Origin of the sequence: Qipengyuania nanhaisediminis, from assembly GCF_045862805.1 — a bacterium.
In the GTDB taxonomy this organism is placed as follows: Bacteria; Pseudomonadota; Alphaproteobacteria; order Sphingomonadales; family Sphingomonadaceae; genus Erythrobacter; species Erythrobacter nanhaisediminis_A.
Genome location: NZ_AP025760.1, coordinates 2,125,316 through 2,140,496 on the forward strand (window position 1 = coordinate 2,125,316; position 15,181 = coordinate 2,140,496).

Here is a 15,181-nt window from a genome sequence, read left to right on the forward strand (position 1 = left end):
CGTTTTTGCGGGCCTACCCCGCCGCCAGATACGGGTGTCCGGCGCATGGGACGACAAGCCGGGCATCTTGCGCCCTTTCGTCACATTCTCGTCCCGCTGACATTGCGAAGGACACATCCACCCATGACCCAGAACGCAGGCCGCAAGAAGATCGCGCTCATCGGCTCCGGCATGATCGGCGGCACGCTCGCCCACCTCGCCGCGAAGAAGGAAATGGGCGACATCGTCCTGTTCGACATCGCCGAGGGCATGCCGCAGGGCAAGGCGCTCGACCTCAGCCAGTGCGGCCCGATCGAAGGGTTCGACGCGAAGATCACCGGCTCGAACGATTATGCCGACATCGCCGGCGCCGACGTGGTGATCGTCACCGCCGGCGTTCCGCGCAAGCCCGGCATGAGCCGCGACGACCTGCTCGGCATCAACCTGAAAGTGATGAAGGCGGTCGGGGAAGGCATCAAGAACAACTGCCCCGATGCCTTCGTGATCTGCATTACCAACCCGCTCGACGCGATGGTCTGGGCGCTGCGCGAATTTTCCGGCCTGCCGCACAACAAGGTGGTCGGCATGGCGGGCGTGCTCGACAGCGCGCGCTTCGCGACCTTCCTTGCATGGGAGTTCGATTGCTCGGTCAAGGACGTCAACGCCTTCGTGCTCGGCGGTCACGGCGACACCATGGTCCCGGTCAAGAGCTACACCACGATCAACGGCATCCCGGTCGACGACTATGCCAAGATCAAGGGCGTCGCTCCCGAACGCCTCGACGAGATCGTCGACCGCACCCGCAAGGGCGGCGGCGAGATTGTCGGCCTGCTCGGCAACGGCTCGGCCTATTACGCGCCCGCGACCAGCGCGATTTCGATGGCCGAGGCTTATCTGGGCGACCAGAAGCGCATCCTGCCCTGCGCCAGCTACGTCGAAGGCAAATACGGCCTCGACGGGCTCTATGTCGGCGTCCCCACCGTGATCGGCGCAGGCGGCACCGAGGAAGTGATCGAGATCGAGCTTTCCGACGAGGAAAAGAAGAACCTCAAGGTTTCGACCGACGCGGTCGAGGAACTGCTTGAGGCGTGCAAGGGGCTGGACAGCGACCTTGCGTAACGCGCTTTCCGCCTGCCTTCTTGCCGCTCTCCTCGCCGCGCCAGTTTCAGCGCGCGAGGTCGAGCGGCAGGAAGTGGCCGAGGCCTTTGCCGAGGATGTGCCGCAGGAGCGCCGGCTCTATTGCCGCGACACCCAGGTGGTCACCCTCGCCGACGGACGCGAGATGCGCGCGTGCATCGACTGGCGCGCGCAGAATCGCACCCGCGTGGTGCGCACCTATGCCGCGCTCGACGGGCCGGAAACCGATCAGGATGCCAATCTCGACCTTGCGCGCGCTTGCTTCGAGATCGCGGTGGCGAGCCAGAACGATCCCTATCGCACTGCATTCGACGCGGACCTTTTCCTTGCCGGCGCGCGTTCACATTTCGACCTCTGCTCGCGCGCCCGCGGGCTGGCGCGATCCGGCGAATATTCGCTGCGCCTTTATGAAACCGGCGTCTGGCTTGGCGGCCGCTGACGTCCATACGAACGATTCGAAGAACGGAGTTACCCGAATGTCCATCCTCGTAAACAAAGACACCAAGGTCATCACCCAAGGCATGACCGGTAACACCGGCACCTTCCACACCCAGCAGGCGCTCGATTACGGGACCAAGATGGTTGCAGGCGTGACGCCGGGCAAAGGCGGAACCGAGCATATCGGCCTGCCGCAGTTCAACACCGTGCGCGAGGCCAAGGAAGCCACCGGCGCGACCGCTTCGTGCATCTATGTCCCGCCCCCCTTCGCCGCCGACGCGATCTGCGAGGCGATCGATGCCGAGATCGAGCTGATCATCTGCATCACCGAAGGTATTCCGGTGCTCGACATGGTCCGCGCCAAGGCCGCGCTCGAAGGATCGAAATCGCGCCTGATCGGGCCGAACTGCCCCGGCGTCCTGACGCCTGAAGAATGCAAGATCGGCATCATGCCGGGCTCGATCTTCAAGAAGGGCAGCGTGGGTGTCGTCAGCCGCTCGGGCACCCTCACCTACGAAGCCGTGCACCAGACCACGCAGGTTGGCCTTGGCCAGACCACCGCTGTCGGGATTGGCGGCGACCCGGTCAACGGCACCAATTTCATCGACGTCCTCGACCTGTTCCTCGACGATCCCGAAACCAAGTCGATGATCATGATCGGCGAGATCGGCGGGAGCGCCGAAGAAGAAGCGGCCGAATTCCTCAAGCAGGAAGCCGCCAAGGGCCGTTCCAAGCCGACCGTCGGCTTCATCGCCGGCCGCACCGCGCCTCCGGGCCGCCGCATGGGCCATGCCGGCGCGATCGTGTCGGGCGGCAAGGGCGGCGCCGAAGACAAGATCGCGGCGATGGAAGATGCGGGCATCCGCGTCTCCCCCAGCCCGTCCGAACTGGGCACCACGCTCGACGCGATGCTGAAGGAAATGGCCTGACGCTGACCTGACCCCCGCGTGACACCGCGCGCGGGGGGCCTCCTCCTCCTCCTCGGAAGAACCGCCATGGGCAAAGAACCAGACACGCTCCTCCCCGCAATGACCGACCAGGAAGGCCCGCAGCCGGGCCCGTCATGGGGCAATCCCGGATGGCTCGACACCGTCAGCGGCGCCGATGCGGATCTCGCTGCGGCGATGGATCCGACGCAGATGCGCGCCGGGGTCAGGGACGCAGTCGGCAAGGCGGCGAAACAGGCGGGCAAGGCTGCCGACCCTGCCTCGATCGAGAAGGCCGCCAGCCTGTCGATCGCGGCGATGACGCTGGTCCGGCTCTACCGCGTGCGCGGCCACATGGCGGCTGATCTCGACCCGCTCGGCCTGTCGTCGAAGCGCGAAATGCCTGCCGATCTCACGCTCGCCTTCCACGGTCTCGAAGGCAAGGAGGCCGAGGAGGTCTATGTCGGCGGCGTCCTGGGCATGGAGTGGACCACCGTCGGCGCGCTGCACGAGCGGCTGAAAGAGGTCTATTGCGGCAAGGTCGGCCTCGAATACATGCACATCGCCGACACCGAGGAACGGCGTTTCCTGCAGGACAAGTTCGAAAGCCCGGGCGACACCATCCAGTTCTCCGACGAGGGCAAGAAGGCGATTCTCGCGGCTGTCCTTCGCGGCGAGCAATACGAGGAATTCCTCGGCAAGAAATATGTCGGGACCAAGCGTTTCGGCCTCGATGGCGGGGAATCGATGATTCCGGCGCTGGAAGCGGTGATCAAGCATGGCGGCTCTGACGGCGTGCGCGAGATCATCTACGGCATGGCGCATCGCGGCCGGTTGAACGTGCTCGCGAACGTGATGGGCAAGCCCTACAAGGTGATCTTCCACGAATTTTCGGGCGGCAGCGCCAATCCCGAAGATGTCGGCGGATCGGGTGACGTCAAATACCATCTCGGCACCAGCACCGATCGCGAGTTCGACGGGATCGACGTTCACATGAGCCTCGTCCCCAACCCCTCACATCTCGAGGCAGTCAATCCGGTCGTGCTCGGCAAGACCCGCGCGCAGCAGGCGATCCGCGACGATCTGACCAACAAGCAGCAGGTCCTGCCGGTCCTGATCCACGGCGATGCCGCCTTTGCCGGGCAAGGCGTGGTGTGGGAAAGCCTCTCGCTCTCGGGCGTGCCGGGCTATGACACCGGCGGCTGCCTGCACTTCATCATCAACAACCAGATCGGCTTCACCACCTCGCCCAAATTCGCGCGCTCATCGCCCTATCCCAGCGATGTCGCCAAGGGCGTCATGGCTCCGATCCTGCACGTCAATGGCGACGATCCCGAAGCGGTGACGTTTGCCTGCAAGCTGGCGGTCGAATACCGCCAGAAATTCGGCCGCGACGTGGTGATCGACATGTGGTGCTATCGCCGCTTCGGCCACAATGAAGGCGACGAGCCCAAGTTCACCCAGCCGCTGATGTATGATGTCATCCGCAAGCATCCAAAGGTCAGCGTCTGCTATGCCGATCGCCTGGTCGAGGAAGGCGTGATCGAGGAAGGCTACCGCGAGAAGATCGCCGCCGAATTCGTCGCCCTGCTCGACGAGGAATTCGAGGCCGCCAAGAGTTATTCTCCCAACGAGGCCGACTGGTTCGGCGGTCGCTGGGCGGGCCTCAACAAGCCCGCCGATGACGAGACCGCGCGCCGCAATGTCGAGACCGCGATCCCCGACAAGACCTTCGAGGCGCTCGGCCGCACGCTGACCGAAGTCCCCGAAGACGTGAACATCCACAAGACGCTGGGCCGCGTGCTCAAGGCGAAACAGGAGATGTTCAAGACGGGCGAAGGCTTCGACTGGGCCACCGCAGAGGCGCTCGCCTTCGGATCGCTGCTGATGGAGGGCTACAATGTCCGCCTGTCGGGGCAGGATAGCGGGCGCGGTACCTTCTCGCAGCGTCACGCGGTCTGGGTCGACCAGAAGACCGAGGAAAAATACATCCCGCTGACCACGCTGCCGCACGGCAAGTTCGAGGTCTATGACAGCACGCTGAGCGAATATGGCGTGCTCGGCTTCGAATACGGTTTCGCGATGGCCGATCCCAAGAGCCTGGTCCTGTGGGAAGCGCAGTTCGGCGATTTTGCCAATGGCGCGCAAATCATGATCGACCAGTTCATCGCGAGCGGCGAGGTCAAGTGGCTGCGCGCGAACGGCCTCGTGATGCTGCTTCCGCACGGCTATGAAGGCCAGGGTCCCGAGCACTCCTCGGCGCGGCTCGAACGGTTCCTCCAGATGTGCGCGAACGACAACATCCAGGTCTGCAACATCACCACGCCGGCCAATTACTTCCACGTGCTGCGCCGCCAGATGCTGCGCACCTTCAGGAAGCCGCTGGTGATCATGACTCCCAAATCGCTGCTGCGTCACCCGATGGCGAAGAGCCCGCGCGAGCATTTCCAGGGCGACCACCACTTCATGCGGATCCTGTCCGACACCACCGAGATCCCCGACAAGGACGTGCGCCGCCTCGTCCTGTGTTCGGGCAAGGTGTTCTACGACCTCGTCGAGAAACGCGACGCGGAAGGCATCGACGACATCTCGATCGTGCGGATCGAACAGCTCTACCCCTTCCCCGGCGAACCGCTGGCGGTGCGGCTGCGGCGGATGACGAACCTCAAGGAGATCGTCTGGTGCCAGGAAGAGCCCAAGAACAACGGCGCGTGGTTCTTCGTCGATCGCCTGATCGAGGACGCGGCACGCAATGCCGGCCACGAGGGGCTGCGCCCGACCTATGCCGGGCGCGAGGTTGCCGCCTCGCCTGCAACCGGCCTCGCCAAGCGCCACCACGCGCAGCAGGAAGGGCTGGTCTCGGTCGCGCTCGACCTTGCCAATACCGGCCAGACCAAGAAGCGCACGCCCAAGAAGAGCGGCGGCGCATCCAAGGCGTTTTCGTAAGTTTCCGATAGAAGAGAGCAGACTTCATGAGCACAGAAATCACGGTCCCCGCGCTTGGCGAATCGGTAACCGAAGGCACGATCGGCGAATGGCTGAAACAGCCCGGCGATGCGGTTGCCGCCGATGAACCCATTGCCAGCCTCGAAACCGACAAGGTCGCGGTCGACGTGCCCTCGCCGGTCGCGGGCGTCATGAGCGAACACCGCGCCCAGGTCGGCGACACGGTCGAGGTGGGCGCGGTCATCGCGGTGATCGAGGAGGGCGCAGCCCCCGCTGCCAAGGGCGAGGAAGCCGGGCGCGCCTCCGAGGAGCGCGAGGAAGGCAAGCAGGCGCGCGCGAAGGAGGACGACCAGACCTCTGCCGCGCAGACGCTGTCACCCGCCGTGCGCCGCGCAGTGCTCGAACACGGGGTCGATCCCTCGACCATCAAGGGCACCGGCAAGGGCGGCCGGATCACCAAGGAAGACGTGCTCGAGGCGGCGAAGAAGAAGGGCGATCCCGCCCCCGCTCCCTCCCCCGCTCCCGCACCGGCGGCCGGTGCTACCGACGCGGCCGCTGCCGGCGGCGGCCGCAACGAGGAACGCGTCAAGATGACGCGGATGCGCCAGACCATCGCGCGGCGTCTGAAAGGCGCTCAGGAAGAGGCGGCGCTGCTCACCACCTTCAACGATGTCGATATGAGCGCGGTCATCGAGGCGCGCACCAAGTACAAGGACATGTTCGCCAAGAAGCACGACATCCGCCTCGGCTTCATGGGCTTTTTCGCCAAGGCTGCCTGCCTTGCCTTGAAGGACGTGCCCTCGGTCAACGCCTATATCGAGGGCGACGAGATCGTCTATCACGATTACGTCGACATCTCGGTCGCGGTCAGCGCGCCCAACGGCCTCGTCGTCCCCGTCATCCGCGATGCCGACAAGAAGGGCTTTGCGCAGATTGAGAAGGACATCGCCGATTTCGGCGCGCGCGCCAAGGAAGGCACGCTGACCATGGCCGACATGACCGGCGGCACCTTCACGATCTCGAATGGCGGCGTGTTCGGCAGCCTCATGAGCACCCCGATCATCAACCCGCCGCAAAGCGCGGTGCTGGGCCTTCACCGGATCGAGGATCGCCCGGTCGCGGTTAACGGCGAAGTCGTGATCCGCCCGATGATGTATATCGCGCTCAGCTACGACCACCGCCTGATCGACGGGCGCGAGGCGGTGACTGCGCTCAAGATCATCAAGGAAGCGATCGAAGACCCGACCCGGATGCTGATCGACCTGTAAGGGGCGCACCGTGACAGGGCCTGCCATGGCCGAGACACGCGAGCAGTTCGACGAGCGCCGCTATGCCGATTTCCTGCGGCATCGCTTTGGCGAATTCTGGGCGCGCTTTGGCGGGCTTCCCGATGTCGCGGGCAAGCGCGTGATCGATTTCGGCTGCGGACGCGGCGGAATGATCGAGCGGTTGATGCAGGCCGGCGCGTCCTCGGCGCTCGGGATCGAGCTCGATGAAAGCTATGTCGATTTCGCCCGGCGCAAGGTCGCGGGCCGGTGGGACGGCCGGGTCGAATTCGCCTGTGCCGACATCCGCGAAATGGTGTTCGAGCCGGCTGATATCGTGGTTTCCTCGAACACCATGGAACATGTCATGGACCTGCGCCCGACGCTTTCTGCGGTTATCGATGCGTGCAAACCCGGCGGCGAATTGTTCATCGGATTCTCGCCGCTATGGCATTCGCCCTTCGGGCACCACCGCCTGATTGCCAGCCGGATGCCCTGGGCGCATTTGCGGCGCGGCAATCGCGGCTTTCTCGACCGGCTCACCGACGAGCACGGCAACACGCCCGACAGCATCCGGCAATTGGGGTTCAACGGGGCAACGCCCGCCGATTTTCGCGCCGCGCTCGAAGGCCAGCCGGTCGAAGTGATCTCGGCGAGGCGCAATTGCGCCTCATCACCGCTCAAATCGCTCGCCATGAAGGCGCTGCTCATGCCTGCAATCGTTCCGGCGCTCGAAAAATACGTGACAATCGGGCTCTACTGGCACTTGCGGCGCAAGAATGCGCAAGCAGGCCTGTAAAAACAGCAATGGCATCGCGCCGCCTTAGTCCCTAAGTGGGGCGCACAAGCAGACCCAGACACGCACAATTGCCAGACCAACGGGAATTAACGGACAATGGCTGACCACTCCTACGACTACGACGTTCTTGTCATCGGCGCCGGCCCGGGCGGCTATGTTGCCGCGATCCGCGCCGCGCAGCTCGGGCTCAAGACCGCCTGCGCAGAAAGCCGCGACACGCTCGGCGGCACCTGCCTCAATGTCGGTTGCATCCCGTCCAAGGCGCTGCTCCACGCCTCCGAACTGTTCGAGGAGGCCGAGGGAGGCCATTTCGCGACCTGGGGGATCGAGGCGAAGGCGACTTTCGACCTTGCCAAGATGATGGAGGAGAAGGCCAGCGCGGTCGGCGACCTCACCAAGGGGATCGAGTTCCTGTTCAAGAAGAACAAGGTCGACTGGAAGAAGGGCCACGCCGCGTTCGAAGACGCACACACGGTGAAGATCGGCGACGAGACCGTCACCGCAAGGGACATCGTGATCGCGACCGGCTCCTCGGTCACTCCCCTTCCCGGTGTCGAAGTCGACAATGCCAAGGGCCGGATCGTCGATTCGACCGGCGCGCTCGATCTTGACGAAGTGCCCGAACACCTCGTCGTCATCGGCGGCGGCGTGATCGGGCTCGAGCTTGGCAGCGTGTGGCGCCGGCTCGGGGCCAAGGTCACCGTGGTCGAATTCCTCGACCAGCTGCTTCCCGGAATGGACGGCGAAGTGCGCAAGGAAAGCGCCAAGATCTTCAAGAAGCAGGGCATGGAACTAATGCTCGGCCACAAGGTGACCGGCGCCAGCGTCAAGGGCAAGACCGTCACCCTAACGGTCGAAAAATCGGCCGGCGGCGACGAACAGAAGATCAAGGCGAGCCATGTCCTTGTCGCGATCGGCCGGCGTCCCAACACCGATGGCCTCGCGCTCGACAAGGCGGGGCTTTCGACCAATGATCGCGGCCAGATCGCGATCGACCACGATTTCAGCACCGATGTGGACGGCATCTGGGCGATCGGCGATGTCGCGCCCGGCCCGATGCTCGCGCACAAGGCCGAGGACGAAGGTGTCGCGGTGGCAGAGAATATTGCAGGTGAAACCGGCATCGTGAACCACGATGTCATCCCCTCGGTCGTTTACACCACGCCCGAGATCGCTGGCGTCGGCCTCACCCAGGAAGAAGCGGTCGAGAAGGCCGGCGGCGACAAGAAGGCGGTCAAGGTCGGCAAGTTCCCGATGATGGCGAACAGCCGCGCCAAGGCCAATCGCGACACGGACGGTTTCGTCAAGGTGATCGCCGATGCCGAAACCGATCGCGTGCTCGGCGTGTGGATGATCAACAGCCTTGCCGGCACCATGATCGCACAGGCCGCCCAGGCGATGGAATTCGGCGCGACCTCCGAGGACATCGCCTATACCTGCCACGCGCACCCGACCCATGCCGAGGCCTTCAAGGAAGCGGCGATGGCGGTTCAGGGCAAGCCTATCCACATGTAAGCGGCTTGCCGGAAAGCGGCGATCCGTTAGGCTGGCAGCGGCTCGACAGGGGGACTGCGACGAGATGGCCTATCCGCAACTGACCGACAAGCCTGGCGCGCTCGCAACCGCGGCGGCAATCCGCGCGGGCGATGTGAGCGTTGCCGAAGCGGTCGATGCCGCGATCACCCGGCTCGAGCATTTCGACGCCGAAACCAACGCGCTCGCCGTGCCCGATTTCGAGCGCGCGATGGAAACCGCGCGCGCCATGGACGAAGCCGGGCCGCAAGGCGACCAGCCGCTCTTCGGCGTGCCGATGACGGTCAAGGAAAGCTTCGATGTCGCCGGCCTTCAATCGTGCTGGGGGCACGAGCGGTTGAGCGATTTCATCGCCCCGCGCGATGCCGAACTGGTGCGGCGGCTGAAGCAGGCAGGCGCGGTGATCCTTGGCAAGACCAATGTCCCGCTCGACCTGTCCGACTGGCAGAGCTTCAACCCGGTCTATGGGCGCACTAACAACCCGCACGACACCGGCCGTTCTCCCGGCGGCTCGTCTGGCGGTAGCGCGGCCGCGGTGGCAAGCGGGATGGTGCCGTGCGATTTCGGCACCGATATCGGCGGGTCAGTGCGCGTGCCCGCGCATTTCTGCGGGGTATGGGGACACAAGACCACCTGGGGCCTCGTCTCCAAGCGCGGCCACGATCACCCGCAGATGGCGCGGCGCAACGGTTTCGTCGCGGCGCATGACGGCGCGCTCTCGATTGCAGGCCCGTTGGCCCGCAATGCCGAAGACCTCGCCGTCCTGACACAAATCGCGGCGCAATACCCGCTCACGAGGCGCGGCAAGACACTGGCCGACTGCCGGGTGCTGGCGATCACCGAATATCCCGGCAGCCCTGTTGATGCGAGCGTCACCGAACCCACCGAGGCCGCCCTGGAAACGCTCTGCGAGGCGGGCATCACGATCGATCGCACCAGCACGCTCGTTCCCGATCTCGAACAGCAGCAGGGCGACTACATGCGGATGCTCAACATCGCGATGGCCCGCGGCGCGCCCGGTCCGTCCGGCAAGCGTGCGAGCGCGAGCGACTGGTTCGACTTGCTCGATGCGCAGGCGGCCAAGGAAGCGGAATGGGAGCGGTTTTTCGAGGAATACGACTTCGTCCTCGCCCCGCCCGCCCCGGTCCTCGCGGTGCCGCATAGCGAAGGCCGTATCTTCGACGGGACCATACGGATCAACGGGCAGGACATGCCGGGCGCCTCCGGGCTCGCCTGGTCCGGCCTTGCGACCTTCCCCAACCTTCCCTCCACCGTGCTCCCCATCGGCGCCGGCAATTACGAGGGCGCGCACCTGCCTTGCGGCTTGCAAGTGATCGGGCCGCGGATGAGCGATCTCGACTGCATCGACGCAGCCGGCGAGATCGGCCGGATCCTGCACGGGTAGAGCACATGAAACCGACGATGCTGAAACTGGCCAAGTGGCACATCTGGCTTGGCTGGCTGGTGGGCGTGCCGATCATTATGTGGACCGCAACCGGCCTGTTCATGGTCGCCAAACCGATCGAGGAGGTGCGCGGCAATCACCTGCGTCTTCCCGTCGACGAGGCGCCGCTGGTGCTCGATGACAGCCCGCTTGCCACGAGCGAGGCGCAATTGCGCGAAATGCGCGTGACCATGCAGGACGGGCGCGCGGTGGCGTTTCTGACCACGCTCGACGGGATCACGACCCGGGTCGATGTCGCAAGCGGGGACCCCATCCCCGCGCTCGATGCCGCTGCTGCGCGCGCGCTCGTCGCCCGGCGGATCGTGGGCGGAGATGCGGTGCGAAGCATCCGGCTGTTCGAAGCCGACGAGGTGCCGTTCGATTTCCGCCGCCCGGTCCCGGTGTGGCAGGTGGTTCTGGAAGATGGCGCGCATGTCTATGTCGGGCGCGATACCGGACAGATCGAGGCGGTGCGCACGCGCTGGTGGCGCTGGTTCGACGTCATGTGGGGCCTGCACATCATGGACCTGTCCGAGCGCGAGGACACCAGCCACCCGATCCTCATCACCTTTGCCGCGCTCTCGCTCGTCGGCGCGCTGTTCGGCTGCATCCTGATGTTCCGCCGCCGCAAGGCGCGTGTCAGGGCGCGTACCAAAGCGCCCGTGGGAGCCTGACGCGTGAACGAGACGGTCCTTACCCCGATCCTCGACCTGCTCGATTTCGCCGGGATCGCGGTGTTCGCGCTTTCGGGCGCGCTGGTCGCCGCGCGCGAGCGGCAGACCTTTGTCACGATGGGTTTCTTCGCGCTTGTCACCGGGGTCGGCGGAGGAACGGTGCGCGACCTGCTGATCGATGCGCCGGTGTTCTGGATGACCGATCCCTGGGTCGCGGTGATCTGCCTTGCGACCGCGCTGATCGCCTGGTTCACCCCGGTCAGGATGTGGGACGGGAAATTGCTCGATTATGCCGATGCGGTGGGGCTTGCCGCCTATGCCGTGCTCGGCAGCGCCAAGGCCATCGCCTATGGCATCCCTCCCGTCCCCGCGGCGCTGATGGGGATCATCACCGGCTGTGTCGGCGGCGTGATCCGCGACGTGGTCGCCGGGCGCCCCTCGATCATCATGCAGCCCGAACTCTATGTCACTGCCGCAGCCCTCGGCGCATCTCTCACCGTTGTGGGCATGCAGCTGTCAGCGCTGCTGGGAGTGCCTGACGCCTATGTCTGGGGAACGGGTTTCGTCGCAGGCTTCGCGCTGCGCGCCGCCGCGATCCGGTTCGAACTGGGCCTGCCGAGCTATGGGAGCGACCACGAGGCCGCTCCCGAAAGCGCGGATCATTCGGCCAGCGATTCGCCCGGAAGCGGGCCGCCAGGATAGGCCGGCCTCAGGTCCTCGGCGCGGTTCGCCGTGCTCGGCGGGACTGCAACGGCACGCGGGCCGTCATAGCCGCTCGAACGGGCCGACAGGCGCGCCTCGGCATAGCGATCATCCGACCACTGGCCTCCGGCAGCATAGTCACCGCCGCCCACCGGGCCATGCGCAAAGCCGCTGTAATCGATGTCGGCGATCCGCCCGTCATTGCCGATCGTGCAGGTGAAGGGCGCGCCGTTGAACAAGGTGCCCGACACGCTCCAGCCCGAGGGGCCGCGCGTGGCGTTGTCGACGCTTTCGACGCGCACGTCGCGCTCGATCTGTGCCAGGCACTGATCAACCGCGTTGTCGATACCCGAACCATTGGCGCGAGTGGTGCGGCGACGGTCGTCATAGCGGCGATCGTCATAGCGGCGCTGGTAGCGGCGGTCTTCGTAACGGTTGCGGTTACGGTTGTTGCTGGCCGCGCTGGCAATCGCGGCAATCCCGCCAAGCACCAGAACGCCCGCGATAACGTCGCCCGCATCCACGCGGTTGCGGCGATAGCGGCGCCAGCGGCGGCGGTGATAATCGGACGCCTCGTCGAACGTCTCGGCCCCGACGGGCGATACCGGAGCGTGCTCGAACGGTGCGAGGCTCGCGCCAAGCTCGGCAGCCTGTGCAGGCGCGGCGGTGATGGTGGCGGCGGCGATCACGCCTGCCAGACCGGTCAAGAATTTCGTGTGAGCCATTGTCGCTCCCTCCTGTTGGTCGTGCTTGAAGCACCGGCGAGCGCCCACCAATCGCTCAGACTGGGATGGCGATAGGCGGCCTCGGCTTGATCCAAGCTGAACCGCCGGTGAAACCGCCTGTGCCGAAAGAGAAACGGGGCGAACCCGTGAAGGTCCGCCCCGCCGGTGGTGATTGCTTTTCGGGCCGATCAGCCCAGGCCGCGGATCCCGCCGAAGCGGACACGCGGGCGGCCACCTTCTGCGTAGCAGGTGAAGGCGCCGCGGTCGTAATTGCGGCGATAGCGATGCGATCCCTGCACTTCCATCCGGCCTTCGATCTTGAAGCCGTAGCGGGTGCGATCGACATCGCGGATCTGCGTCACGTCGGCATAGCGCCATCCGCCCTGGCGGCGCGCCCGACGTTCGGCGACGCGCACGCAGCGTTCGATCGCGCGCTCGGCACTGCGGTAGCCGCGGTGGTCGCGATAGTTGCGACGGTCGCGATAGCGACGGTCATGGCGGTAGTCGCGGTCACGATAGCGGCGGTCGCGATAACGGTGGTCGCGCCGGTCGTCATTGTCGAAAGCGCCGAGCAGAGCGGCGATCCCGCCGATCACGACGGCACCGGCGATCACGTCGCCAGCATCGACCCGGTCGCGGTCATAGCGGTCGCCGGCAACGGCGGGTGTGGCGGTCGCCAGGGCCATCGCACCAGCGGCGACGGTCCCGAGCGCGCCCTTGGTCAGAGTCCTCTTGAGATTCTTCATTTGGGTTCATCCTCGGGTTGAGCCGATGCGGGAGTGCCCCGGCTTCGAATGTGCTTATGGATGAACCGCCGTGAGGCGAGCCTGACTGGCATTTGCAGCTTTTGTTCAGTTTAGGCGGCATTTTTATGAACAGACAAACGAAAGGGCCGGCGGATCGCTCCGCCAGCCCTTCGCTGTTTGTGCCATTCGATCGCGTTTACGCGTCTTCGAATTCGTCCGCTTCGCTCAAGTCGGGGCCCGAATCCTGGCCCTTGGCATCCTCGTCGCGCTCGACGAATTCGATGATTGCCATCTGCGCGCTGTCGCTGTCACGATAGCCGGCCTTGATGATGCGGGTATAGCCGCCGTCACGGTCCGAATAACGCTCGGCGAGGACATCGAACAGCTTCTTGAGCTGGGTCTCGTCCTGCAGGCGCGTCATGGCGAGGCGGCGGTTCGAAAGGCCGCCGCGCTTGGCAAGCGTCACCAGCTTTTCGACATAGGGACGCAGTTCCTTCGCCTTGGGAAGCGTGGTGAGGATCTGCTCGTGCTTGATCAGCGCGGCCGACATGTTGCGGAAGAGCGCGGTGCGGTGACCCGACTTGCGCGAAAGCTTACGCTGAGAAATTCCGTGACGCATTGTGTATATCCTTCAGTTCGATGAGGGGCCGTGCGAGGTACCCCAAAGCTGGCGGCGCTTGAGGCGCGCCGCCGGAGCCTTTGGTCAGCCGAGCAGCTCTTGTTCGAGCTTCTTGGCCATTTCTTCGATGTTTTCAGGCGGCCATCCGGGGATGTCCATGCCCAGGCGCAGGCCCATCGACGACAGCACTTCCTTGATCTCGTTCAAGGACTTGCGGCCGAAATTCGGAGTGCGCAGCATCTCGGCTTCGGTCTTCTGGACCAGGTCGCCGATATAGATGATGTTGTCGTTCTTGAGGCAATTTGCCGAACGGACCGACAGTTCCAGCTCGTCGACCTTCTTGAGAAGGTAGCGGTTGAGCTGGTTGGCATCGTCTTCCTGCGGCTGAGCGGCGTGGCCGATCATCGCCGATTGCGGCTGCGGGATGCCGTCCTCGAAGTGGACGAACAGGGTCAGCTGGTCCTGGAGGATGCGTGCGGCATAGGCCACGGCGTCTTCCGGGGTGACGGTGCCATCGGTTTCGACGGTGAGCGAGAGCTTGTCGTAGTCGAGCTCCTGGCCGACACGCGCGTTCTCGACCTTGTAGCTGACCTGACGCACCGGGCTGTAGAGCGAATCGACCGGGATCAGCCCGATCGGCGCGTCGGCCGGACGGTTCTGGACCGCGGGCGAGTAGCCCTTGCCCACGTCAGCGGTCAGTTCCATGTTGAGCGTCGCGCCTTCATCGAGATGGCACAGCACGAGGTCCTTGTTCATGACCTCGATATCGCCGGTGACAGCGATGTCGCCCGCCTTCACTTCGGCCGGACCGGTCATCGAAAGCTGCAGGCGCTTGGGGCCTTCGCCTTCCATCTTGAGCGCGATCTGCTTCACGTTCAGGACGATATCGGTCACGTCCTCGCGCACACCGGCGAGCGAGGAGAATTCGTGCAGCACGTTTTCGATCTTGATCGAGGTGATCGCGGCACCCTGGAGCGAGCTCAGCAGCACGCGCCGCAGGGCATTGCCAAGAGTGAGGCCGAAGCCGCGTTCGAGCGGTTCGGCCACGAAGGTGGTCTTGCGCTGCTTGTCGCCGCCTTCCTTGATTTCGAGAGCGTTGGGTTTCTTGAGTTCCTGCCAGTTCTTCATATTGACGGACATGGATTTCCCCTAATTCGCTTGCGTCAAGCGGGTTCGTAAATTGGGTTGGGTCCGAAACGCTCGTCAGCGTGTTCCGGCCCCGGTCGGGAAGCGGCGGCCGCACGGGCC

The 15,181-nt window shown here is 64.9% G+C and carries 14 protein-coding genes; 10 read left to right on the forward strand and 4 right to left on the reverse strand.

The window, feature by feature from the left end; translation table 11 throughout:
• The first annotated feature begins 123 nt into the window (after window positions 1–123).
• The 10 genes from mdh (at window position 124) to ACKTSM_RS10295 (ending at window position 11,843) form a co-directional block, all read left to right on the forward strand.
• Entirely contained in the window at window positions 124–1,098 is a 975-nt protein-coding gene (gene mdh / locus ACKTSM_RS10250; protein WP_407874556.1) for a malate dehydrogenase, read from the forward strand.
• A complete protein-coding gene (locus ACKTSM_RS10255) occupies window positions 1,091–1,555 on the forward strand; it encodes a hypothetical protein (protein WP_407874557.1) in 465 nt (154 codons plus the stop codon). Before mdh ends, ACKTSM_RS10255 begins: the two co-directional genes overlap by 8 nt.
• A 37-nt stretch (window positions 1,556–1,592) precedes the next feature.
• On the forward strand, window positions 1,593–2,483 hold the full coding sequence (gene sucD / locus ACKTSM_RS10260; protein WP_407874558.1) for a succinate--CoA ligase subunit alpha: 891 nt from the start codon (window positions 1,593–1,595) through the stop codon (window positions 2,481–2,483).
• A gap of 66 nt (window positions 2,484–2,549) precedes the next feature.
• Window positions 2,550–5,426 carry a 2-oxoglutarate dehydrogenase E1 component gene (locus ACKTSM_RS10265; protein ID WP_407874559.1) on the forward strand — a complete coding sequence of 959 codons (2,877 nt, stop codon included), beginning with the start codon at window positions 2,550–2,552 and terminating at the stop codon, window positions 5,424–5,426.
• 26 nt (window positions 5,427–5,452) lie between these two features.
• On the forward strand, window positions 5,453–6,694 hold the full coding sequence (odhB, locus tag ACKTSM_RS10270; protein WP_407874560.1) for a 2-oxoglutarate dehydrogenase complex dihydrolipoyllysine-residue succinyltransferase: 1,242 nt from the start codon (window positions 5,453–5,455) through the stop codon (window positions 6,692–6,694).
• A 10-nt stretch (window positions 6,695–6,704) separates the two neighbouring features.
• On the forward strand, window positions 6,705–7,490 hold the full coding sequence (locus ACKTSM_RS10275; protein WP_407874561.1) for a class I SAM-dependent methyltransferase: 786 nt from the start codon (window positions 6,705–6,707) through the stop codon (window positions 7,488–7,490).
• Window positions 7,491–7,586: 96 nt separating this feature from the next.
• A complete protein-coding gene (gene lpdA / locus ACKTSM_RS10280; protein ID WP_407874562.1) occupies window positions 7,587–9,005 on the forward strand; it encodes a dihydrolipoyl dehydrogenase in 1,419 nt (472 codons plus the stop codon).
• 64 nt (window positions 9,006–9,069) lie between these two features.
• A complete protein-coding gene (locus ACKTSM_RS10285; RefSeq protein WP_407874563.1) occupies window positions 9,070–10,428 on the forward strand; it encodes an amidase family protein in 1,359 nt (452 codons plus the stop codon).
• A gap of 5 nt (window positions 10,429–10,433) precedes the next feature.
• Window positions 10,434–11,141, forward strand: a complete 708-nt coding sequence (locus ACKTSM_RS10290; RefSeq protein ID WP_407874564.1) for a PepSY domain-containing protein — start codon at window positions 10,434–10,436, stop codon at window positions 11,139–11,141.
• A gap of 3 nt (window positions 11,142–11,144) precedes the next feature.
• Complete coding sequence (locus ACKTSM_RS10295) at window positions 11,145–11,843, forward strand: trimeric intracellular cation channel family protein (protein ID WP_407874565.1); 699 nt, start codon at window positions 11,145–11,147, stop codon at window positions 11,841–11,843.
• On the opposite strand, the gene ACKTSM_RS10300 is transcribed toward ACKTSM_RS10295, so the two are convergent.
• The 4 genes from ACKTSM_RS10300 to ACKTSM_RS10315 form a co-directional block, all read right to left on the reverse strand.
• Window positions 11,801–12,568, reverse strand: coding sequence for a hypothetical protein (locus ACKTSM_RS10300; protein WP_407874566.1), 768 nt, complete (start codon window positions 12,566–12,568; stop codon window positions 11,801–11,803). The two genes, ACKTSM_RS10295 and ACKTSM_RS10300, sit on opposite strands and share 43 nt — an antisense overlap.
• A 188-nt stretch (window positions 12,569–12,756) precedes the next feature.
• Window positions 12,757–13,314, reverse strand: coding sequence for a hypothetical protein (locus ACKTSM_RS10305; protein WP_407874567.1), 558 nt, complete (start codon window positions 13,312–13,314; stop codon window positions 12,757–12,759).
• Between the two features lie 196 nt (window positions 13,315–13,510).
• Window positions 13,511–13,933, reverse strand: coding sequence for a 50S ribosomal protein L17 (gene rplQ, locus ACKTSM_RS10310; protein WP_407874568.1), 423 nt, complete (start codon window positions 13,931–13,933; stop codon window positions 13,511–13,513).
• A gap of 84 nt (window positions 13,934–14,017) precedes the next feature.
• Window positions 14,018–15,073, reverse strand: coding sequence for a DNA-directed RNA polymerase subunit alpha (locus ACKTSM_RS10315; protein ID WP_407874569.1), 1,056 nt, complete (start codon window positions 15,071–15,073; stop codon window positions 14,018–14,020).
• Window positions 15,074–15,181 lie beyond the last annotated feature (108 nt).